This window comes from Intrasporangium sp. DVR, assembly GCF_040365325.1.
Classification (GTDB): domain Bacteria; phylum Actinomycetota; class Actinomycetes; order Actinomycetales; family Dermatophilaceae; genus Intrasporangium.
Map to the genome: position 1 here is coordinate 272202 of NZ_BAABZW010000005.1, position 23557 is coordinate 295758.

The 23557-nt window shown below is 70.6% G+C and carries 19 protein-coding genes; 8 read left to right on the forward strand and 11 right to left on the reverse strand.

Annotated elements, in window-relative coordinates; translation table 11 throughout:
* Positions 1 to 6: 6 nt before the first annotated feature.
* Genes ABWV20_RS05850 through ABWV20_RS05865 form a run of 4 tightly spaced genes read right to left on the reverse strand, consistent with a single transcriptional unit; the run spans position 7 to position 4505 of the window.
* On the reverse strand, positions 7 to 1581 hold the full coding sequence (locus ABWV20_RS05850) for an FMN-binding glutamate synthase family protein (RefSeq protein ID WP_353353889.1): 1575 nt from the start codon (positions 1579 to 1581) through the stop codon (positions 7 to 9).
* Between the two features lie 41 nt (positions 1582 to 1622).
* A complete protein-coding gene (locus tag ABWV20_RS05855) occupies positions 1623 to 2135 on the reverse strand; it encodes a gamma carbonic anhydrase family protein (RefSeq protein ID WP_353353890.1) in 513 nt (170 codons plus the stop codon).
* Between the two features lie 45 nt (positions 2136 to 2180).
* Positions 2181 to 3938 carry a 5,6-dimethylbenzimidazole synthase gene (gene bluB, locus ABWV20_RS05860; RefSeq protein ID WP_353353891.1) on the reverse strand — a complete coding sequence of 586 codons (1758 nt, stop codon included), beginning with the start codon at positions 3936 to 3938 and terminating at the stop codon, positions 2181 to 2183.
* A gap of 57 nt (positions 3939 to 3995) precedes the next feature.
* Positions 3996 to 4505, reverse strand: coding sequence for a MarR family winged helix-turn-helix transcriptional regulator (locus ABWV20_RS05865; RefSeq protein ID WP_353353892.1), 510 nt, complete (start codon positions 4503 to 4505; stop codon positions 3996 to 3998).
* 203 nt (positions 4506 to 4708) lie between these two features.
* Between ABWV20_RS05865 and ABWV20_RS05870 the strand changes: the two genes are divergently transcribed.
* Positions 4709 to 6007, forward strand: a complete 1299-nt coding sequence (locus ABWV20_RS05870) for an MFS transporter (protein ID WP_353353893.1) — start codon at positions 4709 to 4711, stop codon at positions 6005 to 6007.
* On the opposite strand, the gene ABWV20_RS05875 is transcribed toward ABWV20_RS05870, so the two are convergent.
* On the reverse strand, positions 5932 to 6705 hold the full coding sequence (locus tag ABWV20_RS05875; protein ID WP_353353894.1) for a DUF5995 family protein: 774 nt from the start codon (positions 6703 to 6705) through the stop codon (positions 5932 to 5934). The two genes, ABWV20_RS05870 and ABWV20_RS05875, sit on opposite strands and share 76 nt — an antisense overlap.
* 78 nt (positions 6706 to 6783) lie before the next feature.
* Positions 6784 to 8001, reverse strand: a complete 1218-nt coding sequence (locus ABWV20_RS05880; RefSeq protein WP_502901759.1) for an aminotransferase class I/II-fold pyridoxal phosphate-dependent enzyme — start codon at positions 7999 to 8001, stop codon at positions 6784 to 6786.
* A gap of 65 nt (positions 8002 to 8066) precedes the next feature.
* Between ABWV20_RS05880 and ABWV20_RS05885 the strand changes: the two genes are divergently transcribed.
* Positions 8067 to 8603: a hypothetical protein gene (locus ABWV20_RS05885; RefSeq protein WP_353353896.1), complete on the forward strand. Its 537-nt coding sequence runs from the start codon at positions 8067 to 8069 to the stop codon at positions 8601 to 8603.
* A gap of 60 nt (positions 8604 to 8663) precedes the next feature.
* Here the strand turns inward: ABWV20_RS05885 and focA are convergent, their stop codons facing one another.
* Together focA and ABWV20_RS05895 are read right to left on the reverse strand one after the other, a co-directional pair.
* Positions 8664 to 9611, reverse strand: a complete 948-nt coding sequence (gene focA, locus ABWV20_RS05890) for a formate transporter FocA (protein ID WP_353353897.1) — start codon at positions 9609 to 9611, stop codon at positions 8664 to 8666.
* Positions 9612 to 9647: 36 nt separating this feature from the next.
* A complete protein-coding gene (locus ABWV20_RS05895; protein ID WP_353353898.1) occupies positions 9648 to 11171 on the reverse strand; it encodes a molybdopterin-dependent oxidoreductase in 1524 nt (507 codons plus the stop codon).
* A gap of 203 nt (positions 11172 to 11374) precedes the next feature.
* On the opposite strand from ABWV20_RS05895, the gene ABWV20_RS05900 reads away from it, so the two are divergent.
* The 3 genes from ABWV20_RS05900 to ABWV20_RS05910 all read left to right on the forward strand — a co-directional run bounded on the left by ABWV20_RS05900 (position 11375) and on the right by ABWV20_RS05910 (position 16533).
* Positions 11375 to 12481: an alpha/beta hydrolase gene (locus ABWV20_RS05900; RefSeq protein WP_353353899.1), complete on the forward strand. Its 1107-nt coding sequence runs from the start codon at positions 11375 to 11377 to the stop codon at positions 12479 to 12481.
* A 93-nt stretch (positions 12482 to 12574) separates the two neighbouring features.
* Positions 12575 to 13801: a DUF8744 domain-containing protein gene (locus tag ABWV20_RS05905; RefSeq protein ID WP_353353900.1), complete on the forward strand. Its 1227-nt coding sequence runs from the start codon at positions 12575 to 12577 to the stop codon at positions 13799 to 13801.
* Positions 13798 to 16533, forward strand: a complete 2736-nt coding sequence (locus ABWV20_RS05910) for a multicopper oxidase domain-containing protein (RefSeq protein WP_353353901.1) — start codon at positions 13798 to 13800, stop codon at positions 16531 to 16533. The genes ABWV20_RS05905 and ABWV20_RS05910 overlap by 4 nt, the downstream gene beginning before the upstream one ends.
* A 64-nt stretch (positions 16534 to 16597) precedes the next feature.
* Here the strand turns inward: ABWV20_RS05910 and ABWV20_RS05915 are convergent, their stop codons facing one another.
* Complete coding sequence (locus ABWV20_RS05915) at positions 16598 to 16774, reverse strand: hypothetical protein (protein WP_353353902.1); 177 nt, start codon at positions 16772 to 16774, stop codon at positions 16598 to 16600.
* 355 nt (positions 16775 to 17129) lie between these two features.
* Between ABWV20_RS05915 and ABWV20_RS05920 the strand changes: the two genes are divergently transcribed.
* The 3 genes from ABWV20_RS05920 (at position 17130) to ABWV20_RS05930 (ending at position 20795) form a co-directional block, all read left to right on the forward strand.
* Complete coding sequence (locus ABWV20_RS05920) at positions 17130 to 18341, forward strand: M20 metallopeptidase family protein (RefSeq protein ID WP_353353903.1); 1212 nt, start codon at positions 17130 to 17132, stop codon at positions 18339 to 18341.
* Positions 18342 to 18722: 381 nt separating this feature from the next.
* Positions 18723 to 19154 carry a Fur family transcriptional regulator gene (locus ABWV20_RS05925; RefSeq protein ID WP_353354194.1) on the forward strand — a complete coding sequence of 144 codons (432 nt, stop codon included), beginning with the start codon at positions 18723 to 18725 and terminating at the stop codon, positions 19152 to 19154.
* 60 nt (positions 19155 to 19214) lie between these two features.
* Positions 19215 to 20795, forward strand: a complete 1581-nt coding sequence (locus tag ABWV20_RS05930; protein WP_353353904.1) for a catalase — start codon at positions 19215 to 19217, stop codon at positions 20793 to 20795.
* A gap of 112 nt (positions 20796 to 20907) precedes the next feature.
* Here the strand turns inward: ABWV20_RS05930 and ABWV20_RS05935 are convergent, their stop codons facing one another.
* Both ABWV20_RS05935 and ABWV20_RS05940 read right to left on the reverse strand, forming a co-directional pair.
* Complete coding sequence (locus ABWV20_RS05935) at positions 20908 to 21144, reverse strand: YbdD/YjiX family protein (RefSeq protein ID WP_353353905.1); 237 nt, start codon at positions 21142 to 21144, stop codon at positions 20908 to 20910.
* 2 nt (positions 21145 to 21146) lie between these two features.
* Positions 21147 to 23390, reverse strand: coding sequence for a carbon starvation CstA family protein (locus tag ABWV20_RS05940; RefSeq protein WP_353353906.1), 2244 nt, complete (start codon positions 23388 to 23390; stop codon positions 21147 to 21149).
* Between the last annotated feature and the right edge of the window lie 167 nt (positions 23391 to 23557).

The window sequence follows — 23557 nt, forward strand, 5'->3', positions numbered from 1 at the left end:
GCCCGCTCAGCCCTCGGCGTGCTCGGACGGTGGCGCCGATCCTCCCTGCGGCACCGTGCCGGCCATCAGCCGGGCCAGCTCCTCCTGGTCGGCGGGCGACGGGAGCCCCCAGCCGGGCTGGTAGCCGAACACCTCCGCCAAAGGGCGGGCCTCCATCTGACCGAACATCACCTCGACGTCCCCCATGCTGAGCAGGCCCGGGTGCAGGACCCCCGCCGACTCGGTGATCCGCAGCATGTCCTTGCGCCACGTCTTGAGGTAGTTCGCGAGCCGGACCGCCTTCAGGGTCGGGTCGAGGCCCCGGACCAGCCACGGGTTCTGGGTCGCGACGCCGGTCGGGCAGGTGTCGGTGTGGCACTTCTGCGCCTGGATGCACCTGATCGCGAGCATCGCCTCCCGAGCGACGTTGACCATGTCGGCGCCGAGGGCGAAGGCGATGACGGCGTTGTCGGGCAGGCCGAGCTTGCCGGCGCCGATGAAGGTGACGTGGTCCGAGAGCCCGGCCTCGGCGAAGAGCGGGTACACCCGCCCGAACCCGGCCCGGAAGGGCAGCGACACCGTGTCGCTGAACACCATGGGCGCCGCACCGGTCCCGCCCTCGCCGCCGTCGACCGTCACGAAGTCCACCCCTCGGGAGCCGTCGCTCATCTGCCGGACGAGCTCCTCCCAGAAGTCGAGGTGCCCCACGGACGACTTGATCCCCACGGGCAGCCCGGTGGCGTCGGCGATCTTCTCGACCCAGTCGAGCATCGAGTCGACGTCGGTGAACTCCGCGTGCCTGGAGGGGCTGACGCAGTCCACGTCCATCGAGATCCCACGGATGCGGGCGATCTCCGGGGTGATCTTCGCGGCCGGCAGGAGCCCCCCGAGGCCCGGCTTGGCTCCCTGGCTCAGCTTGACCTCGATCGCCTTGACCGGCGCCGACCGGACGAGGTCGACGAGCCGCTCGAGGTCGAAACGCCCCTTCGCGTCGCGGCAGCCGAAGTAGGCGGTGCCGATCTGGAAGATGAGGTCCCCGCCCTGCCGGTGGTGGTCCGACAGCCCGCCCTCGCCGGTGTTGTGCAGCGCCCCAACGAGCTTGACGCCCTCGTTGATGGCCCGGATCGCCGGCCCGGACAACGACCCGAAACTCATCGCCGAGACGTTGATGATCGAGTCGGGCCGGAAGGCGTGGCGCCGACCGCGGGCCGCGCCCATCACCTTCGCACTCGGCAGCCAGGCCTCCTGACCCGCATGTGCGGAGCTCGGCGGCGCGACCGTGGCGAAGGTGCGCTGCTTGATGACGGGGTAGCCCTCGTTGTACTCGATGTCGTTGTCCGTGCCGAACCCGCGGTAGTTGTTCTCCAGCTTTGCCGATGCATAGATCCACGAACGCTGGTCGCGGCTGAAGGGTCGCTCCTCGTCGTTGCTCGAGACGATGTACTGACGCAGCTCAGGGCCGATCTTCTCGAGCAGGTAGCGCCCGTGCCCGATGACCGGGAAGTTGCGCAGGAGGGCGTGCTTGCGCTGGATCAGGTCGTAGGCAGCGACGCCGCCGAGCCCGAGGAGCGAGAGCCCGGTCCTGGTCAGGGTCGGCTTCATGGCTCGGGTCCTTCCGCGAGGCGGCCCGCGGCCACGAACCCTCAGCCGCGGGCGTTCTGGTGCATGTCCTTCAGCCCTACGTACCCCTCGGCGTTGGCCCGAATCCGCTGGACGTCCGCATCGGTCAGCTCGCGCCGCACCTTGCCGGGGACTCCCGCGACGAGCGAGCGCGGCGGGATGACGGTGCCCTCCTGGACGACGGCTCCGGCGGCGATGAGCGACCCGGCCCCGATGTGCGCCTGGTTGAGGACGATGGCACCCATCCCGATGAGGCAGTCGTCCTCGATCGTGCAGCCGTGGAGGACTGCGCGGTGGCCCACCGAGACACCCGCGCCGATCGTCGTCGACTTGCCGGCGTCGGTGTGGACGATGACGCCGTCCTGCAGGTTGCTCCGCTCCCCGAGCACGATGGGCTCGAACTCGGCCCGCAGGACCGCGGTGTACCAGACGCTCGAGCCGTCGCGGAGCTCGACCTGGCCGATGACCTCGGCGCTCGGGGCGACCCAGGCGTTGTCGTGGACGTTGGGGGCGTGGTCACCGAGGGGGATGAGCATGAGCAAGAGGGTATGCCGCTGGGCTCGGTCCGCGCCCAGGGGACCTCAGGCGGTGGTGCGGGCCACCTCGGTCCGCAGCCGTTGGGCTCCCGCGATGACCCCGCAGGCGAGCGCCGCGCCGACGCCCTCGCCGGCCCGGATGCGCAGGTCGAGGACCGGCTCGAGGCCGAGCTCCGCCAGGACGAGGCCGTGCCCGCGCTCCCTGGAGCGCTGGCCCGCGACGAGATGGGCCGCCGCTGCGGGCTCGAGCCGGACGGCGGCGAGGGCACAGACCGACGTCGCGAGCCCGTCGAGGACGACGACCCCACCTGCCTCCGCGGCACCGAGGACGACCCCGGTGAGGACGGCGAACTCGCCGCCTCCGAGGCGGCGCAGCACGCTGTGGACTGCGGGGCCACTCGAGGGGCGGGAGGCCCGGGAGGTGCCTCGGCTGCTGTGGACTGCGGGGCCACTCGAGTGAGGGGGCAGGTGTGAGGGATCAGCGAGACCCGTGCGGCGCAGGGCCTGCTCCACGACGGCCGTCTTGCGCGCGACCATCGCCGAGTCCGCAGCCGCACCCCGTCCGACGACCTCGACCGCCGTGCGGCCCAGCAGGGCTGCCGCGAGACAGGCCGCGACGGTGGTGTTCCCGACCCCGACCTCGCCGAGGGCGACGAGCCCGGAGGGGGCGAGCGCCCGACCGAGCGCGGTCCCGCGAGCGAGCAGAGCGGCATACGTCTCCTCGTCCAGGGCGTCGCTGTGGACGAGGTCGCCGCGCCGGCGCCCCACTCCGCCATCGACGAGCTGGAGGGCCAGCCCGGCCGAGCGGGCGGCGACCGCGCCCATGGACACCCCTGCGGTCGTCGCTCGGGCCACGTCCGCGGTGACGGACGGGTCGAACGCGGTGACGCCGTGGTCGACGACACCGTGGTCGGCCGCCGCGATGACGAGCGTTCCGCCCTCGGCGCATCGGCCGAGGGCCTCCACTCGGTTGAGGACGGTGTCGAGGACGCCGAGGGACTCGGGGACGGTGAGCAGGTCGTCCGCCCGATCCCTGGCGCCGACCACCTGGTCCGGCGAGGGCGCGCGCAGGTGCGAGACCGGAGCCGGCCGCTCGGTCCACCGTTCGCGCATGACCACCTGCTCGAGCGGGAGCCGCCTGGACCACCCGGCCCGCTCGAGCCCCGGCTCCGGTGGCCGCTCGTCGGGCCAGCCGAGGCAGAGCCAACCGAGCGTCACGACGCCGTCGGGCAGACCGAGGAGGTCGGCGAGCTCGTCCGGCTCGAAGAGGGTGACCCAGCCGAGGCCGAGACCGTGGGCGCGCGCGGTCAGCCACATGTTCTCGATGGCCGCGGCGCAGGACCAGAGGTCGGCGTCCGGGAAGGTCGCCCGACCGAGCGCCCCGGCTGCCGGCGCGCGCCTGTCGCAAGCGACGACGATGCCGACGGGCGCCTCACGGATCCCCTCGAGGCGCAGGTCGAGCAAGCCTCGCGCCGCGTCCTCGGTCAGTCCCGCCGCCTGCCGGAGTCGGCAGCGGTCGGCCATGACAGCTGCTGCCTCACGCGTCGCCGCCTCGGTCACGACGAGGAAGCGCCACGGCTGCGAGTGCCCGACGGAGGGGCCGCGATGGCCCGCGGTGAGGACTGAGCCGAGCACGTCCTCAGGCACCGGGTCCGGCCGGAAGCGGCGGATGTCGCGGCGCGCCGCGACGACCCGGGCGAGGGGTTCGATGTCCTCGGTGAGCGCCCAGGCGTCCGGCGCCGCTGCGCGCTCCGCCGCGGAGGTCGGGTCGCCGATGGAGGGGACAGGCCGGCGGTAGGTCACTCGCGCGAGCCTAACCACGGGAGCGAGCCCAGCGGCATACGGCTCGGTGGAGGGCGCTCAGGCCTCCACGCGGTCGAGCTGCTCGATGACCCGCTCGAGCAGGCCGGCGAGCTCGGCGCGCTCGTCGCCGCTCAGGCCCCGGAGGATGTCGCTCTCGACGACGTTGGACTCGCGGATCGCCTCGCTGAACAGGTCCCATCCCTCCGGGGTCAGCGAGATGAGCGTGCGGGTGCGGTTGGCCTCGTCGGGGCGCCGCTCGATGAGGCCGCGCTGGGCCATCTTGTCGAGGCGGTGCGTCATCGACGACGGTGCGACGCTCGTCAGGTCGGCGAGCTGGCTCGGGGTGAGGCAGGTCTCGCCCGCTTTCGCGAGGGCGGCGACGACCGCCCACTCGCCCTGGGTCAGGTCGAGGTCAGCGAGCTGCCGCACGTACCACTGGTCCAGCTTCTTGGTCACCCCGTAGATGCCCGTGATGACGCGTTGGACCGACTCCTCGCCCCCGGCCGCGACGTAGGCGGCCACGGCCTTGCGGTGCTGCTCCTGCGCAGTTCTCGGTCTCGGTGGCACGACCCAATTGTGGCACGCCTCCTTCGACTGCTAACCTTTCGACGTCGAACTTAGAGTTCGAAATATTCGGCATCGAAGCCGCGTTCCTCCTGGCGGCCGCCGCGCCGTGCCCGCGCCTGCCCGCACGTGCGGGCACGTGCCTGCAGGTGCGGGCACGCGCCGCCGCCGGAACCCCACGACACCAGAAAGGGTGTGAAACCGACATGCGCGCCAAACTGCTCATCCTCGCGTCCTCCATCGGGATGCTCGGCTGGGGTGCCGTGCTGCCCTACCAGTACGCGTATGCCGCTGACACCCGCGCGTGGGGATCGCTCGCCGCCGCTGCCGCATCCTCCCTCTTCTCCGTCGGAGCGCTCGTCGCGGCGCCGTTCGCCGGACGGCTGAGCGACCGTTTCGACCCCGTCCTCGTCACCGTCCTCGCGCAGCTCCTCGGTGCCCTCGGCGTCGGCGCGCTCGTGGCCGCCGACTCGCCCGAGTCGTTCCTCGTGGGGATGTTCGTCTTCGGTCTCGGGCTCTCGGCTGCGATGCCCGCCAAGCAGGTCCTCGTGCTCCGCTGGGTCGCCGTGAGCGAGCGGCGCAAGGTGTTCGCCTACAAGTTCACCGGCGAGGCGATCGGCATGGCGATCGGTGCCTACGTCGCCGGCCACCTCGTCGACCTCTCCCGGGCGGACGGCCTCGACGTCGGCTTCCTCACCGCTGCCCTCGGGTTCGTCCTCTCCTCCGTCATCATCGGGGGCGCCGGGCTCGGCGCCACGACCCACCCCGAGAGCGGCCTCGACACCGCGGGCGCGAACCCGGGCCGACCGATCGAGGCGCTGCGCGCGATCTTCGCGAGTCCGGCCCTGCGGTGGACGGCCGTCATCACGGTGACCCTCGCCCTCGGCTTCTACGCGCAGTTCGAGGCCGGCCTGCCCGCGTACGCCATCACCGTGCTCGACGTCGACTCCAGGGCGATCGGCACGGCGGCCGCGGTCAACGCGATCATCATCGTGCTGCTCCAGGTCGTCGTCGTGCGCGCCACGGCGCGGCGCAGCGCTCCGGTCCTGCTCATGGCCGTCGGGTCGATCTGGGTGCTGGCCTGGCTCATCCTCTCCGCGGCCCAGTTCGCGCCCGGCGTCGCGGCCGCGCTCTTCGTGACGACCTTCGGAGTCTTCGCCGTGGGCGAGACGATGTACTCGCCGGTGCTCAACCCGCTCACCGCGTCCCTCGCCCCGAAGGGCATGGTCGGGCAGACGCTCGGGACGTTCGCCGCCCTCCAGACGACCTTCTCGGCCGTCGGGCCGCTCGTCGCCGGCGCCCTGCTCGGAGCCGGGCTCGCCAACGGCTTCCTCGGCCTGCACCTCGGCATCAGCCTGCTCGCCGTCTACGCCGCGTGGCGGCTGCGCAAGGCCCTGCGAACCCACGGGGCCGGCAGGGCCGAGCGCGCTCAGGCGAGCTCGTCCACCGGGGTCAGCAGCAGCCTGCCCGCGAGCCCGACCGAACGGGAGAGCGTCGCCGCGTAGTCGCCGCGAAGCGGCTCATGGCCGTCCAGGCGCCAGAGGACGTTGGCGTTGGTCCACGCGGCATCCCTCGCGCGGGTGATGCTCCACGCCCCGACGAGGTTCGCCACCGGTCCCGCGTGGGCCCGATCGACCTCCAGGGCGAGTCCCTCGAGGAACGACTGGCGCACCTCCTGCTGCACCGCTGCGAGCAGGTCGTTGACCTTGAGGTAGTCCTCGTGGACGCCGCGGCTCGTGGGCGAGACTCGCAGCTCACGGCACGCGGCCACGACCGCGAGCGGCAGGTCATGGTTGATGTGGGCGTTCATCCCCGCGAGCGCGTACTGGATCGGCAGCCGCCCCGGCGCCCGTCTCAGCTCGAGCACGGGAGCCCAGGCCGGCGGTGGCACCGGGGCGCGGAGTACGTCGAGGTACAGCCCGGCGAAGAGGATGTCGAGCCGGGTGAGGAAGCGGACATCGGTGAACCAGCCGTCCGTGGCGCGCTCCAGGACGAGCTCGGTGACGCGCAGGTACATCCGACTGAAGGCCCGCACGCCGTCATCCCGGTCGAGTGACGCGTCGAGCGCGCGCATCCGCTCGACGAGCGCCTCGATCGTGGCGATGCCGGCAGCCTCTCCCGCCGGCGGCACCTGCCCTGAGCCCGACCGGTTGCCGCTCCACCACGACCGGACGCCGTCGACGATCCCCGAGAGCCAACCCATGCTCGACGGTAGCGTCGGCCCTCACTGCGCCGTGGGCGAACCGCGCGTACTGGCCAGAGCAGACCGCGGGCTCCGGGGTCAGCCCCGCTCGTGGAACCGCACGATGCGCTCGACCGCCTCTCCGACGGCCTCCGACCCGGCGGCGAAGCTGAGTCGCACCGACCGCTCGCCCGCTCGGTCGTCGAAGTCGCCGCCGGGTGTCAGCGCGACCCCTTCCGTGTCGAGCAGGGCGGAGGCGTATGCCGCTGAGCTGGGCCAGCGCTCCAGCAGCCCTCCCAGCTCGGCGTAGTAGTAGAACGCCCCGTCAGCGGGGGCCGCCGTCCCCCAGCCGAGGCGTGGGGCGTGCTCGAGAAGGAGCGCGCGGGTGCGGGCGAACTCCGCGACCGCCTCGTCGCACTCGGCGTAGGACTCCTCGGTGAAGGCCTCGACCGCGGCGTACTGCGCCGGGGCGGGGGGACAGAGGGCGACATTGCCGGCGAGCGCGTCGACGGGCCGCACGAGGTCCTCCGGCAGGAGCAGCCAGCCGAGGCGCCAGCCGGTCATCCCCCAGTACTTGGAGAAGGACGACACGACGATCGCCGACTCGTCGAGCTCCCGGGCACAGACCCCCCTCGGGTCCGGGGCACCGGGCTCCGGGTAGGTCACGCCGTGGTAGATCTCGTCGCTGACGAGGCGCACTCCGTTGGCGGCGCACCACTCGGAGATCGCGGTCAGCTCGGCCCGGTCGACCATGGTGCCCGTCGGGTTGGCCGGCGAGGCGACGATGAGGCCGTTGAGTGGGGCGTCTCGGTGCGCGGCCTCGAGCAGCTCCGGGGTCGGCTGGAAGCGCACGTCGGGGCCACAGTCGATCTCGACGACCTCGCAGCCGAGGGCAGCGAGGATGTTGCGGTAGGCCGGGTATCCGGGGCGCGCCAGGGCCACGCGGTCTCCTGCGTCGAACGCGGCGAGGAAGGCGAGCATGAAGCCGCCGGACGACCCGGTCGTCACCGCGACCCGGGCGGGGTCGATGTCGACGCCGTACCAGCGTCGGTAGTGACCGGCGAGCGCCTCGCGCAGGGGCCGGATCCCCAGGGCGGAGGTGTAGGTCAGCGCCTGTCCGGAGGCATGGACCGCGGCCGCCGCCCGTGACACGGCGGTCGGCGCCCCGCCCGAGGGCTCACCCGCGCACAGGGAGATGGCGTCGCGACCGGCGGCCCGGAGCACCGCCACGCGGTCGAGCACGTCCATCACCTCGAAGGGTGGGACCTGCGAGCGACGGGACGGTTGGAACGAGTGCGGCCTCGGAGTCACGAGCATCAGTCTCGCGCACGGTCGGCCTACGCTGGGACCGGGAGGAAAGCTCCGCGCAAGGAGGTCTGGACGTGACCGAGGACGAGCAGCCGATCGCCTACACCGCGCTGGCGCCGGGGGTCGAGGTCTGCGCCGCGTCAGGGCACCGGGTCGGGACGGTGGATCGGGTGGTCGCCGACGTCGACCAGGACATCTTCCGCGGCCTCGTCGTGACGGGGCGCCGCGGCTGGCGGTTCGTGGCCCGCGAGCACATCGGCCGGATGACCACGGCCCGGGTCGTCCTCGTGATCGACGGGCGGGCCTTCGAGGAGCTTCCGGAGCCTACGCCGGCGCAGCTGGAGGGGGACCGCGAGACGATCTATGCCGCCACTGAGGTCGGCCGCGCCGGCGAGGGGTTCGTCGTCATCGCTCGGTGTGCTCGCGGCGGCCTCTTCGAGACGCTCTGGGTGCCGGGGGCGTCCCTGCGGGCGATCCGGCTGGGCCGTTACCGGATCATGCGCTGCCCCGTGCACGACCGGGTCGAGGTCGTGCACGTCGTCGACCCCGCCACCCTGACTCCGCAGGAACGCGCCGCAGCGGCCTCCCACCCCGCCGGACGGATCCCCTGAGCCCCGGTCGAGTGGCCCGACGAGCCCTGGTGGGCCTGCTCCGGGGCAGGAGCCGCCGGCCTACCCGCTTCTTCGCATCCCCGGAGCGGTGGCCGGCACGGCGACAGGGGCACTGCTGCCGAGCTGACCGGTCGACAGCCGCTTCGGCGCGTCGATCCGGTGGAAGATCGTCCAGTAGAGGATGCCGATCATCACCCCGCCACCAATGATGTTGCCCAGCGTCACGGGCACCAGGTTGCCGGTGAGGAAGCCGACCCAGGTGAGGTCTCCGTAGGTCGTCGGGTCCAGACCGCTCATGACCCAGAAGTCGGCATCGGCATGGTCCTTGACGAGGATCCCGAGCGGCACCAGGAACATGTTCGCGACGGAGTGCTCGAAACCCGAGGCGACGAACAGTGCGATCGGCATCGTCACGGCGATCACCTTGTCCGTCGTCGTGCGGCCCGAGTAGGCCGCCCAGATGGCCAGGCAGACCATCAGGTTGCAGAGGATGCCGAGGACGAGCGCCTCGAGGAAGGAGTGGTGCAGCTTGGCGGAGGCCGTGGTGAGCACGACCTGGCCCCACCCGCCGCCCGCGCTGCGCCAGGTGCCCCCGACGAAGACGAGGCCGACCATGGTGAGGGCGCCGAGGAAGTTGGCGACGTAGACGACGAGCCAGTTGCGCAGCAGCTGTCCCCAGCTGATGCGTCCGCTGGCGCGGGCCGTCAAGGTGAGGGTGGAGGACGTGAACAGCTCCGCTCCGGTGAGCACGACGAGGGCGAGTCCCGTTGAGAAGGTGAGCCCGCCGAGGACCTTTGCCACTCCCCAGGGCAGCGCCTGCGCCCCGACCTGGCTGGTCGTGAAGAAGACGAAACCGAGGGCGATGTAGCCGCCCGCCGTCAGGCCCAGGAGGAAGGACTTCATCGGGCTGCTCGTCGCCTTGGCGAAGGCGGCGTCCTCTGCCGCCTGCGCCATCTGGGCCGGCGACAGGATCGTCGACGGGGCGGGCCCGTCCTGGGTGGTCGACACGGGAACTCCTTCTCGGTCCGGATCGGGGGTGAGACGTCAGATCCGCGCGTTGATCGCTTGGTAGCCGGAGTCCTCGCGCGTGCCGCCCATTCCGTCTCCGACGGTGCGGTAGTCCGCGATCCACTCCAGGGACCGGATGTACTTGACCATCTTGTAGCCCACGTAGGACTCGACGCGGAGACGGAGCGGCGCCCCGAAGGTCCACGGCAGCGGCTTGTCGTTCATCGACCAGGCGAAGATCGACTCCTCCTCGCGGCAGTCGTCGATCGGGACGCAGGAGTAGAAGGGCTCGAGCGCACGCCCGTCGTGCATGCTCTGGGCGAGGCCGAACGACGTGACGAGCAGGTACTTCGCGTCCGCAGGAGGCGGACCGGCGAGGGCCATGACGTCCATGACCTTCGGGCCCTTCCACTTCGCGATCCCGGTCCAGCCCTGCATGCAGGCGTGGGCCACGATCTGCTCCTGCTGCGGCAGTGCCTTGATCTCGTCGAAGGACACCCGAAGGACCCTGTCCGGGTCGTTGGACGGGCCGATCTCGAGGACGTAGTCGCGGAAGTCGTGCGCGGCCAGCTCGTGCCACTCCGGCGACTCGTCCGGCTTCGGGTAGCGGCCGTTGGTCCAGTGGTAGGGCGAGATGTCCTTCTCCGTGTATGCCTGCGAGCGCCGGTTCCTCGGTTTCAGCTTGTTCACTGTCGCGCGGCGGAAGGGCTCGAGGAGGGCGAAGAGGAATCGCTGGGTCCTGCGGCGGTCCACGAGGCTGAGATAGCTGATCGCGACCCAGGCAACGACGACCAGGGCGATCGTGGTGAGGATGATCGTGGTGGCCTGACCCACCCGCGCGGGGTCGTAGGCCCCGAAGACCATGTGGGTGACGTTGTACTCGCGGTGCGTGACGAAGACGAGGGCGACGTGACCGACGATGAAGAGGCTGAGGACGACCATCCCCAGGAAGTGGATCGAGCGGGCAGCCTGACGGCCGCCAAACAGCTTGGGCAGCCACGGGAACCGGCTGCTGACCGCCGGGGACATGACCGGACCCGTCACCATCATGAGCGGTGCGACGACGAAGACGACGGCGAAGTAGGTGAGCCGCTGGAGTGAGTCATAGGGCGTGAAGTGCTCGATGGACGGCACCCCGAAGCCTGCGTAGATCTTCAGGGACTCCCACGCCTCCCCGAAGACGCTCCACGACGTCGGGACGATGCGCCGCCACTCGCCGGTGAGGAAGAGCAGCGACACGTAGACCAGACCGTTGAGCACCCAGAGCATGGTCACCAGGCCGTGCCAGTGGCGGCCCAGTCCAGGGTTTCGCCGGCCCGGCAGCGTCAGCCAGCTGGGCGGCTCCAGCTCGTCGTCGTGCGCGGTGTACGCGCCCTCCTCCGGCGGAACGATCCGCTTGGTGAACTTGATCCACTCGGTCCCCGGGCCGCAGTCGCTGCGCCAGTAGAAGCGGGGGTGCGTCGCGATGATCTGCCACCCGGACCTCAGCAGGAGACCGATGAGGAAGAAGTTGAGCAGGTGGGTGACGCGGAGCCAGGCAGGGAAGTCGAACTCGGTCATGGGGCGCTCCAGCCTGGGGCAAACGGGATGAAGTACTACTTAACGTCGTAGTCTTTTTACACGGAATCGGCCGTAGAAATCAAATGAGCTCTCACCACCGCCACATCGGAGCACCGCACCTGTGGGATCCACACACACTGCCGTCGCTGGCCGCCGGCTGGTAGACACAGTGCGTCCACCGACCCACTGCCGAAGGGACTGCTGTGTCGACTTCAGGAACGACCCCCGCACCGACGCCGGGTGGTGCAGCATCGGACTTCACCTGCTCTGTCGTCGAGACGCCGCGGCTTCGGATGAACGTCTGGACCAGCGGGCCGGCGGACGGCGCGCCCGTGCTGCTCGTCCACGGCAACCTCACGACGGGCGGCTTCTGGACGTACGTCGCAGCCGAGCTGCCGAGTGACGTGCGCGTCATCGCACCGGACATGCGCGGCTTCGGCCGCACCGACGCAGCCCCTATCGACGCCACGCGCGGCCTCGGCGACATGTCTGACGACGTCCACGCTCTCCTCGAGACGCTCGGACTGGCCGGCACGCGTCGGGTGACCGCCGCCGGCTGGTCGATGGGCGGCGGCGTTCTCCAGCAGCTGTTTCTCGAGCACCCGGACGACCTCGGCGCCCTGGTCCTCGTGGCGCCGGTGTCGCCGTACGGCTTCGGTGGGACGGTCGATGCCGCCGGCACTCGGGCCTTCGACGACGCGGCCGGCAGTGGCGGGGGCGGCGCTGCGCCTGAGTTCGTGCGTCGGCTGCGCGAGAAGGACCGCAGCGAGGACGACCCCGGCTCGAGCCCGCGGATCGTGCTTCGATCCTTCTTCGGCGCTGGGGCCAACGCGCCCAACGTTGACGAGGAGTTCCTCCTCTCCGAGGCCCTGACGACGCGCGTGGGCGACGACTTCTACCCCGGCGACAGCCGCCCATCGGAGAACTGGCCGATGCTCGCCCCCGGCGACCGGGGCGTGCTCAACACGATGTCACCCAACCACTACGACACCTCGGCCATCGCACGGAGCACAGCCGGCATCCCCATCACCTGGATCCACGGCAGCGACGACGCTGTCTGCGCGGACCGGTCGATGTTCGACTTCGGCACCCTCGGCGAGCTCGGCGCGGTCCCCGGCTGGCCCGGCGCAGCGGTCCTGCCGTCCCAGCCGATGAAGCAGCAGACCCGTGCGGTGCTCGCCGGCTACGCCGCACAACCGGGACAGGAGGGTCTCGTCAAGGAGGTCGAGCTCGAGGGCATCGCCCATGGCCTCCCGCTCGAGGTCCCCGGCCGGATCGCCGAGGAGATCGCGGAGGTCCTCGTCCGCTGAGGGACGAGCCGTCGGCAGCCAGCCCGTGCGTGTGGCGGAGGACACCGGACCCCGGCTTGGTGGCCGCCCCGCTGATTATCTACAGTGGGTTCCGTGCAAAATCACAGGTCGGGCGAGACGCTCCGCCGGGCCGTCTTCCTCGTCCCGGCCGGGATCGCCGTGCTGGCCGGTCTCAACGCGGCGCTCCTGCTCATCGGGGTCAGCGCTCCTGTCCAGACAGGGCGGCTCGGCGACCTGCACGGCATGCTCATGGTCGCCGGGTTCCTCGGCACGCTCATCGCGATGGAGCGTGCCGTCGCGCTCCGCCAGCCGCTGGGCTTCGTGGCTCCCGGACTGCTCGGCCTGGGCGCGATCTCCCTGCTCACCCCCGCACCGCTGGCCCTCGGGCAGCTGCTTCTCGTCGACGGCTGCATCGCCCTCGTGGCGGTCTACGGCGCACTCTGGCGTCGCAACCACGACGACGTCGTCCTCGTCGAGCTCCTCGGCGCCGTCCACCTGACCATCGCTGCGGTGCTGTGGCTGCGCCTCGAGGTGCCGTGGCTCATGCCGTGGCTCGTCGGTTTCCTCGTCCTGACGATCTGCGCCGAACGGGTCGAGCTCGCGCGACTGACCATGCCCGCGTCGGGAGGGCGGACCCTCGTCCTGCACGCGGCTGCCCTCACCACCACCCTCGTCCTCACGCTGGTCCATGTCGACGCCGGGGCCCGCGCCTCCGGCCTCGTCCTCACCTCACTCGTCCTCTGGCTGGTGCGGCACGACGTCGCCCGCCGGACCGTGCGGGCCACCGGTCTGCCGCGGTTCAGCGCCGCCGCCCTCCTCGGCGGCTATGCGTGGCTGCTGCTCGCAGCCATCACCTGGCTGGGCACGGGTGCGCAGACCGAGGGCTTCGGCTACGACGCCGTCGTCCACGCGGTCATGCTGGGCTTCGCCGTGTCCATGGTCATGGCGCACGCGCCGATCATCCTGCCGGCCGTCCTCAAGCGCCCCCTGCCCTATCGGCCGCTCATGTGGGCTCCCTTGGTGCTCATGCATCTCGGGCTCGCGGCGCGCATCATCGCCGGCGACTTCGCGGGTCTGCGGACCGTCTGGCAGGTCGGCTCGATCATCAACATCGTCGCCCTGCTCCTCTTCTTCGGCGTCGCCGCCGCCTCGAGCATCGCCGGCCCCGTGAAGCGGACCAGCCGCCGCGCCGGCGCCGCCCGCACGCCGAGCAGGAGCAGCACCCGAGCCACCCTTGACCAGGCCCAAGACAAGACCCAGCCCGAGACCCAGCCCCAGCCCCTCACCTCCATCCCTACCGGCACCCGGAGCCCCTCATGAGCACCCGCGGCACGTGGTTCATGCGCGACCGTCCCGTCGTCATCTGGCTGATGGCAGCCCTGCTCGTCAGCCTCGTCCACCCCTTCTTCGGCTACTCACGGTGGCTCATGGTCCACCTCGTCGTCCTCGGCGCGGTCACCCATGCAGCGATGGTGTGGAGCGTCCACTTCTCCGAGGCCCTGCTCAAGACACGGGCCGGGTTCGAGGAGCGCCGGCTCCAGACGATCCGCCTCAGCGTCTTCCAGGCCGGCGTCGCCCTCGTCCTCGTCGGCGTCCCCACCAGCGTCCCGGTCCTGACGATGATCGGCGGAACCCTCATCTCGGGCGCCGTCCTCTGGCACGCGGTCATGCTCGTCCGGCGCCTCAAGGCCGCGCTCCCCGGGCGCTTTCGGGTCACCGTCCGCTACTACATCCTCGCCGCGCTCCTCCTCCCGGTCGGGGCGACGTTCGGCATCCTCCTCGCGGCGGGCCACGACCACGCGGCGGGCGCATCCGACAGCCGCCACGCCCAGCTCCTGGTCGCGCACACCATGGTCAACCTGCTCGGGTGGGTCGGCCTGACGATTCTCGGCACCCTCGTCACCCTGTGGCCGACGATGCTGCGCACCCGGATGGCCGCCTCCGCCGAGAGCGCGTCCCAGCGCGCCCTGCCGGTCCTCGCGGCCGGCGTCGCCCTCGTCGTCACCTCCCCCTTCCTCGACCAGCCCCTCGTCGGGGCCATCGGCATCGGTCTCTACCTCGCCGGCACGCTCTGGGTCTACCGGCCCATCCTCACCGCCGCGCGGCAGCGCCCGCCCTACGCCTTCCCGACGCTGTCGGTCGGCGCCGGGCTGCTCTGGCTGCCCGTGGGCCTGCTGCTCATGGCGTGGTCGCTCGGGGCGCGCGGTTCCTGGGAGGCGATCGCCGACAACTACGGTGCGCTCACGACGATCTTCGTCGTCGGCTTCGCCCTCCAGGTCCTCCTCGGCGCCCTCTCCTACCTGCTGCCCGTCGTCATCGGCGGCGGGCCCTCCGTGGTCCGCGCCGGGATGGTCGAGCTCGAGCGGTGGGGGACCGCGCGCGTCGCGGTCGCCAACCTCGGGCTCGCCCTGTGCCTGCTGCCCGTCCCGAGCCTGGTGCGCGTCGTCCTCTCCGTGCTCACCCTCGCGGCCCTGGCCACGTCCATCCCGCTGGTCTTCCGGGGGATCCGCGCGTCCGTCGCGGCCAAACGGGCCAAGGAGGCCGCCGCCGACCCGACCGCGGCCCCTGGCGACACGAGACTGTCCAAGGAGCAGGTCGCGGCCCGGACCGCAGAGTCGCAGTCCCAGACCTGGTCCCGACCCCAGCTGGTCGCCGGTGTCGCCATCATCGCCGTCGGGGCCACCCTCGGCGTCGGCCTCGACCCGTCAGCAGCCGGCCTCACCGTCGCCAGCGGCGCCACACCCGCCGCAGCCGCGGTCACCCCGACCGGCCAGACGACGACGGTCAAGGTCACGATGCAGGACATGAGGTTCACCCCTGACACGGTGGACGTCCCGCTCGGCAACCGTCTGGTCATCGAGGTGCAGAACACCGACGCCGGTGACGTCCACGACCTCGTCCTCGCCTCCGGCGAGCGCTCCGGTCGGATCACCCCGGGCGGCAGCGGACGCCTCGAGGTCGAGGTCGTCCGATCGTCCATCGAGGGCTGGTGCTCCGTCGTCGGACACCGCCAGATGGGCATGCTCTTCACGGTCAACGCGATCGGCTCCCCCGCCTCCGGCTCGACCAGCTCCGACGACCCGGCGGCCGGCCACACCGGCGCAACCCACGAAGCGACCGGCCACGGCACCCCAGCAGGCTCGGGACCCAGCCCCGAGATCGACTTCATGGCCAAGTGGGGAGCCGGCTCAGCGGCATACGACCCCCTTCTGCCACCCCTGACCGACGAGAGGGTGCGCCGGATCACCCTCACCGTCCGCGAGGTCGCGCTCGAGGTAGCGCCCGGCGTCACGCAGACGCGGTGGACCTACAACGGCTCCTCGATCGCTCCCACGCTTCACGGGCGAGTGGGCGACACCTTCGAGGTGACCCTCGTCAACCAGGGGTCAATGGGTCACTCCATCGACTTCCACGCCAGCGAGCTCGCCCCACAGGGCCCGATGCGGACGATCCAGCCGGGCGAGAGCCTCGTCTACCGCTTCACGGCGAAGCGCTCGGGGATCTGGATGTACCACTGCAGCACGATGCCGATGTCGTCCCACATCGCCGCCGGGATGGCCGGCGCCGTCGTCATCGAGCCCGACGGGCTCCCCGCGGTGGACCGGACCTACGTCCTGGCCCAGTCGGAGATCTACCTCGGCGCCCCGGGTGGCCCGGTCGACGCCGACAAGGTCGCAGCCGAGCAGCCAGACGCCGTCGTCTTCAACGGCCACGCCAACCAGTACGTCGACCACCCGCTCGAGGCGCGCGTCGGCGAGCGCGTCCGGATCTGGGTGCTCGACATCGGCCCCAACCGGCCCACGTCCTTCCACGTCGTCGGCGGCCAGTTCGACACCGTCTACAAGGAAGGGACCTACCTGCTCAAGGACGGCCGCGGCGCACTCGACCCGCCGGGCACGAGGACCGGCGGCTCGCAGGCGCTCGATCTCGCTGCGGCGCAAGGCGGTTTCGTCGAGCTGAGCTTCCCGGAGCCGGGCCGCTATCCGCTGGTCAGCCACATCATGGTCGACGCCGAGCGCGGCGCCCGCGGCTTCATCGAGGTGAGCGGGTAGCCCGCGCGAGAGCGGACACGGCCACGGGGCGCCTCCTGCACGGAGGAGGCGCCCCGCGCCACGCCTAGTGCCTGGCGGACCTCGACGCGACCACCAGCATCGTGGCGAGCACCAGCGCGGCGCCGATCCAGCCCAGTGGGGCCAAGCTCGAGCCGCTGTACGTGCCGAGAAGGACGAGAGGTGGCTCGAGCAGGAAGATCCAGGCCCAGCGCCGCCGACCGCCCGCTGCCTGCTCCGTCATGACGTTCTCGCACAGTAGAAGATCGTGGTCGCGGTCACGCTGCCTGCGGCAGCCACGCACGCCGCGCACAGGGTTCCGGAGCTCACCGCGCACACGACGCCGCAGGAGATCGAGACGGGAGACCGGTTGTCCCCCGACCGCAAAGGAACCTAGCAACCCGTGGCAGGCCCAGCAACTTGGGAACTGGCTTGCTATCCAAGCAGATTGGCGTTCACCCAGTGGACACTCTGACGGGCGGCGCCGGGGAGACTCCGTTCACTCCGGACGTGCCCGTGCAGCAGCTACCGGCCGGCACCATGCGACTGGCAATCCTCCACACCAACCCCGGAATCCACCTCTCACTAGGGTGACTGCCATGAGCACCCGCAGCCTGGAGATCGCGCGGTCCCTCACCCCTGACCTCGTGGCTCTGCGGCGGCGGCTGCACCAGGTTCCCGAGATCGGGCTGGAGCTGCCACGGACTCAGGCAGTCGTGCTCGAGTCTCTCGAGGGGCTGGGCCTGGAGATCACCACAGGGCAGGCGCTCTCGTCCGTGGTCGCCGTGCTCCGTGGAGGGGCCGTCCCGGACGGGGCGCCAAGGCCAGCGGTGCTGCTGCGAGCCGACATGGATGCGCTGCCCGTGACGGAGGAGGTCGAGGTGGACTTCCGGTCGACCAACGGTGCGATGCACGCGTGCGGCCACGACCTCCATGTCGCGGCGCTCGTCGGCGCCGCCAGCATCCTGGTCGAGCGACGGGCCGAGCTCGCTGGCGACGTCGTGCTGATGTTCCAGCCCGGCGAGGAGGGCCCCGGCGGCGCGGCACCGATGATCGAGGAGGGACTGCTCGAGGCGAGCGGCACCCCGGTCAGTGCGGCCTACACGCTGCACGTCTTCTCCGCGGAGCACCCGCTCGGGACCTGGTTCGGGCGGCCCGGCGCTCAGATGGCCGCCGCCGACGAGATGACGGTCCGCGTCGTCGGCCAGGGTGGCCACGGCTCTCAACCGCACCGGGCCAGCGACCCGATCCCGGCGGCCTGCGAGATGGTCCTGGCGCTGCAGACCCGCGTCACCCGAGGGTTCGACGTCTTCGACCCGGTCGTCGTGACCGTCGGCCGGTTCGCCGCCGGGACGAAGGACAACATCATCCCCGACGACGCGGTGTTCGAGGGGACCGTGCGCACGCTCTCGGCGGCCGCCCGCACCCAGGCGATCGCCGACATCGAGCGCGCCTGCCGCGGCATCGCCCACGCCCACGGCCTCGAGGTCGAGATCACCTGGGCCTCCGGCGCCTACCCCGTCACCGTCAACGACGAGGCGGAGTTCGAGCTCGCCCGGGACACCGTGGTCGACCTGTTCGGACCCGAGCGGTGGGTCGAGATGGCCAACCCGGAGCTCGGCTCCGAGGACATGGCGATCGTCTTCGAGCACGTCCCCGGCGCCTACCTCAACCTCAGCGCCTGCGCGACTGGCGACCCCGAGCTCGCGGACGACAACCACTCGCCTCGGGCCTCGTTCGACGACTCGGTCCTCCCCGACGCCGCAGCGTATCTCGCCGAAATGGCGCTGCGCCGCCTCGCCACCCTCTGACGCAACACACCCGCTTACGTCCTGGAGGTGCCGGCTGCAGGCGGGGTCAGCAGGAGGTAAGCGGGTGTGTTGCGGGGTTTAGGCCGTATGCCGCTGGGCTCGCCACCGCTCTCATCCGGGGTCAGGCGCGGGGATCGTTCCCGGCGAGAAGGGCACACTCGTGCTCCGGGACCACCGTTGCCCCAGAGGTGCACCCTGCAGCACGCACTGCTGAGGCGAACCGGCAGTCCGGCCACGAGTGCGCACTTCCCGTCCCGGCCCGAACTGCACACTCGAGGGGTCGGGAGCCGAGCCCATCGCACCGGCCGAGACGGGGCCGCTGTTTTCTTGACTGATTCCAGATCAGGTGGTTGAGTCAGGACCGTGACGACCAGCGACCCGATGACGATGCTGCGCGAGGCGCGGCTCCGGGTCACCAGGCCGCGGCTCTCGGTGCTCGACTTCCTCGAGCAGCACCCCCATGCGGACGCCGACACCATCGCGCGCGCCGCCCGCGCCGGCCTCGGCAAGGTCTCCACGCAGGCCATCTACGACATCCTCGGCGCCCTGACCGAGGCGGGCCTCGTCCGCCGGATCGAACCGGCCGGCTCCCCCGCCAGGTACGAGCTGCGCGTCGGCGACAACCACCACCACCTCGTCTGCCGCAGCTGCGGAGCCATCGCCGACGTCGACTGCGCCACCGGCATCCGCCCCTGCCTGCACGCCTCCGACGACCACGGCTACGACATCGACGAGGCCGAGGTCATCTACTGGGGCACATGCCCCGCCTGCAGAGCCGGCCGCCCTGCTCCCGCAACGGCTCCCGCTGACTGAGCCCAGCGGCATACGACCACCTGTCCACAACGCAACGCAACACACAACACGAGGAGACACATGTCTGTCGAAGGCCCCCGGCAGGACCCGGGCAACACCGAGCCGCTGACCACCGTCGCCGGCGCACCCGTCTGGGACGGTGAGAACAGCGTCACCGCCGGCCCGCGCGGCCCCATGCTGCTGCAGGACGTCTGGTTCCTCGAGAAGCTCGCCCACTTCGACCGGGAGGTCATCCCGGAGCGCCGGATGCACGCCAAGGGCTCGGGCGCCTACGGCACGTTCACCGTGACGAACGACATCACGAAGTACTCCTGCGCGAAGATCTTCGCCGAGGTCGGCAAGCAGACCGAGATGTTCGTCCGCTTCTCCACCGTCGCCGGTGAGCGCGGCGCGGCCGACGCCGAGCGTGACATCCGCGGCTTCGCGGTGAAGTTCTACACCGAGGAGGGCAACTGGGACATCGTCGGCAACAACACCCCGGTCTTCTTCTTCCGCGACCCGCTGCAGTTCCCCGACCTCAACCACGCGGTCAAGCGCGACCCGAAGACCAACCTGCGCAACGCCGAGAACAACTGGGACTTCTGGACCAACCTCCCCGAGGCCCTGCACCAGGTCACCATCGTCATGTCCGACCGCGGCATCCCGGCCAGCTACCGCCACATGCACGGCTTCGGCTCGCACACCTACTCGTTCTACAACGCCGAGGGCGAGCGCTTCTGGGTCAAGTTCCACCACCGCACCCAGCAGGGCATCAAGAACCTCACCGACGCCGAGGCGGAGGCCCTGATCGGCAAGGACCGCGAGTCCCACCAGCGGGACCTGTTCGACGCGATCGAGGCCGGCGACTTCCCGAAGTGGAAGCTCTTCGTTCAGGTCATGCCCGAGGCCGACGCCCTCAAGGTGCCCTACCACCCGTTCGACCTGACAAAGGTCTGGCCGAAGGGCGACTACCCGCTCATCGAGGTCGGCGAGTGGGAGCTCAACCGCAACCCGGAGAACTACCACGCCGAGGTCGAGCAGGCCGCCTTCTCCCCCGCCAACGTCGTGCCGGGCATCAGCTTCTCGCCCGACCGGATGCTCCAGGGCCGCCTCTTCTCCTACGGTGACGCGCAGCGCTACCGCCTCGGGGTCAACCACCACCAGATCCCGGTCAACGCCCCCAAGGCGGCCGCGGTCACGAACAGCCCGCACCGGGACGGCGCGATGCGCATCGACGCGGGGGCGACGCCGGCCATCACGCCGAACTCCTACGGCCGCTACTCCAGCCAGCCGCAGTACAAGGAGCCGGCGTGGAAGATCGACCCCTACGCCGACCGGTTCAACCACCGCGAAGATGACCAGGACTACTTCACGCAGCCCGGAATCCTCTTCCGCGAGAAGATGACTCCGGAGCAGCAGCAGGCTCTCTTCGAGAACACCACGCGCGCCATCGCGGGCGCGTCGAGGGAGACCATCGAGCGGCACATCGCCAACTGCACCAAGGCCGACGCCGCCTACGGTGCCGGCGTGCGTGCAGCCATCGACGCCCTCAACGCCGCTGCGGCCGAGGCGGACGACGTCGCCAAGGGCGCAGCCAACGCGAACGCCCCCGTCGACGGCGCCCCCATCGACCGGGACGACGACTTCGCCGACGTCCTCTGAGGCTCCCGCGGTAGACGGAGGCCCCACCACCTGCGGGTGGTGGGGCCTCCGTCGTCATTCCGTATGCCGCTGGGCTCGCTTGCCCTGCAAGCTCCCTCCAGCTCAGGCCGGGTCAGCAGCAGCGGCCCTGGGGGTTCTTCTCCATCCAGTCCATGTGCTCCCGCCAGAACTCCTTCTCCGTCGGGGGCTCCCGGTCCGGGTGGTTGGCCGCGAGGTGGGCACAGTAGCGGTCGTAGGCGTCGGCGCCCATGACCGAACTGAGGTAGCCGACGAGGCCACGGGCGCCGGCCAGGCCTCCCGAGAAGAGCCTCGAGAGTCCCGGCAGCCGCTCGTTGGACGGGATGCCCATGGTCAGTGGTGCCTTCTGGCCGGACGGCCCACCGGAACCTTCGCCCACTCCTCCTCGAGCTCACGCTCCGGGGGTGTCGGGAAGAGGCCGGCCGGTGCGAAGATCCGCGACTCGACGCGCGGGTCCTCGCTGTTGACACCGACGTGTCCCTGCGCGGCCCGGATCGTCGCGACGATCGAGGCGACGAGGACGATGAGGGTGAGCACGACGAAGACGACGGACAGGGTGCCCTGGACCGTCGTGTTGCGGACCACCGCCTGCATCGCCTCGACCGTCTTGGCCGTGCCGAGACTCGTCTTGCCCTCATCGAGAGCGGTGCGGAAGGCGTTGTTCTGGGCCCAGTAGCCGACCGCCGGGACCGGCGAGAAGATCTTGTACATCGAGGCCGTGACGGTGATGACCCCGGCGAAGCTGAGCGGCACGATGACGACCCAGATGTGCTTGAAGTTGCGCCGGCGCGCGACGATCGCCATGACCACGGACAGGGCGATGACGGCGAGGAGCTGGTTGGCGATGCCGAAGAGCGGGAAGAACGTGTTGATGCCACCGAGCGGGTCGGTGACGCCGAGCACGAGGATGTAGCCCCAGCCACCGACCATGATGGCGGTGCAGATCCACGCTCCCACGGTCCACGAGGTGTCCTTGAACCTCGGGATGACGTTGCCGATGGTGTCCTGCAGCATGAAGCGCGCGACTCGGGTGCCGGCGTCGACGGCGGTGAGGATGAACAGCGCCTCGAACATGATCGCGAAGTGGTACCAGAAGCCCATCAGGGCGGTGCCGCCGAACCACTGGTGCAGGACGGTGGCGATGCCGACGGCGAGCGTCGGCGCACCACCGGTGCGCGACACGACCGACTGCTCGCCGACGTTGCGGGCCAGCTCGGACAGCATGTCGGGGGTGAGGTTGACGCCGGACAGGCCGAGCGAGTTGACGAAGGCCACGGCTCCCTCGACGGTACCGCCGGTCGCGGCGGCGGACGAGTTCATCGCGAAGTAGATCCCGCGGTCGATGGTGATCGCGGCGACGAGGGCCATGATGGCCACGAACGACTCCATGAGCATGCCGCCGTAGCCGAGGAAGCGGGTCTGGCGCTCCTTCTCGACGAGCTTCGGGGTCGTGCCCGACGAGATGAGCGCGTGGAAGCCGGACAACGCTCCGCAGGCGATCGTCACGAAGAGGAAGGGGAACAACGACCCCGGGACGACGGGCCCGTTGTCGCGGCTCGCGAACTCCGACACGGCCGGGAAGTTGACGGTCGGACGGACGACGATGATGGCGATGGCGAGGAGGAAGATGACGCCGATCTTCATGAAGGTCGACAGGTAGTCGCGCGGGGCGAGCAGGAGCCACACCGGCAGGACGGCTGCGATGAAGCCGTAGATGATGATGAGCCAGGCGATCGTCGTGCGGTCGAGGTGGAAGAACTCTGCACCCCAAGCGGACTCGGCGACCCAGCGGCCGGAGATGATCGCGAACATCAGGAGCGCGAAGCCGATGACCGAGACCTCCATGACCTTGCCGGGCCGGATGAACCGGAGGTAGACGCCCATGAAGAGCGCGATCGGCAGGGTCAGGCCGACGGAGTAGACGCCCCAAGGAGACTCACCGAGGGCGTTGACGACGACGAGCGCGAGGATCGCCGTGATGATGATCATGATGGTGAGGGTCGCGATGAGGGCAGCCGTGCCCCCGATGATGCCGAGCTCCTCACGCGCCATCTGCCCGAGCGAACGTCCGCCGCGACGCATCGAGAAGAACATGACGAGGTAGTCCTGGACCGCTCCGGCGAGGACGACGCCGACGATGATCCAGATCGTGCCCGGCAGGTAGCCCATCTGCGCGGCGAGGACGGGCCCGACCAGAGGACCTGCGCCGGCGATGGCGGCGAAGTGGTGGCCGTAGAGGACCCGCCGGTCGGTCGGCATGAAGTCCTTGCCGTTGTCCTTGTACTCGGCGGGAGTCGCGCGGGTGTCGTCCGGCTTGGTGATGTTGCGCTCGATGTACTTCGAGTAGAACCGGAAGGCGATGAGGTAGGTCGACACGGCGGCGAAGACGAACCAGATGGCGTTGATCGTCTCCCCGCGGAAGAAGGCGATCATCGACCAGGCGACGGCGCCGACGAGGGCTACCACCGCCCAGGTGACGATCTTCTGCGGGGTCCAGCGCCGGTCGTACTCGTCGGCGACCTGAGGATCCACCGCGGCGGGTGGCAGCTCGGTCTGATCTGGAGCGATGTTGCTCATCTACCTCACCTCTCGGGGACGGGATGGGAGCGGCATGACGAGAGGCCGAGCGGTCGCCGGTCAGCGGTCACGCCGACCGTCACGCTACTCCCGGCGCGCCCGCTCTGAGGGGTGTCGCGGGGGTGTCTTTTGACGGATTTTCGTCGTGCTCCAGCGTGACCCCGTGG

What these genes read in the sequence shown, in the direction of transcription:
- ABWV20_RS05925 (WP_353354194.1), top strand. Translation starts at nt 18,723, where the DNA reads ATGACGATGCTGCGCGAGGCGCGGCTCCGGGTCACCAGGCCGCGGCTC.
- ABWV20_RS05915 (WP_353353902.1), bottom strand. Translation starts at nt 16,774, where the DNA reads ATGACGGAGCAGGCAGCGGGCGGTCGGCGGCGCTGGGCCTGGATCTTC.
- ABWV20_RS05870 (WP_353353893.1), top strand. Translation starts at nt 4,709, where the DNA reads ATGCGCGCCAAACTGCTCATCCTCGCGTCCTCCATCGGGATGCTCGGC.
- ABWV20_RS05875 (WP_353353894.1), bottom strand. Translation starts at nt 6,705, where the DNA reads ATGGGTTGGCTCTCGGGGATCGTCGACGGCGTCCGGTCGTGGTGGAGC.
- ABWV20_RS05895 (WP_353353898.1), bottom strand. Translation starts at nt 11,171, where the DNA reads ATGACCGAGTTCGACTTCCCTGCCTGGCTCCGCGTCACCCACCTGCTC.
- ABWV20_RS05855 (WP_353353890.1), bottom strand. Translation starts at nt 2,135, where the DNA reads ATGCTCATCCCCCTCGGTGACCACGCCCCCAACGTCCACGACAACGCC.
- ABWV20_RS05940 (WP_353353906.1), bottom strand. Translation starts at nt 23,390, where the DNA reads ATGAGCAACATCGCTCCAGATCAGACCGAGCTGCCACCCGCCGCGGTG.
- ABWV20_RS05930 (WP_353353904.1), top strand. Translation starts at nt 19,215, where the DNA reads ATGTCTGTCGAAGGCCCCCGGCAGGACCCGGGCAACACCGAGCCGCTG.
- ABWV20_RS05935 (WP_353353905.1), bottom strand. Translation starts at nt 21,144, where the DNA reads ATGGGCATCCCGTCCAACGAGCGGCTGCCGGGACTCTCGAGGCTCTTC.
- ABWV20_RS05850 (WP_353353889.1), bottom strand. Translation starts at nt 1,581, where the DNA reads ATGAAGCCGACCCTGACCAGGACCGGGCTCTCGCTCCTCGGGCTCGGC.
- ABWV20_RS05910 (WP_353353901.1), top strand. Translation starts at nt 13,798, where the DNA reads ATGAGCACCCGCGGCACGTGGTTCATGCGCGACCGTCCCGTCGTCATC.
- ABWV20_RS05920 (WP_353353903.1), top strand. Translation starts at nt 17,130, where the DNA reads ATGAGCACCCGCAGCCTGGAGATCGCGCGGTCCCTCACCCCTGACCTC.
- ABWV20_RS05880 (WP_502901759.1), bottom strand. Translation starts at nt 8,001, where the DNA reads ATGCTCGTGACTCCGAGGCCGCACTCGTTCCAACCGTCCCGTCGCTCG.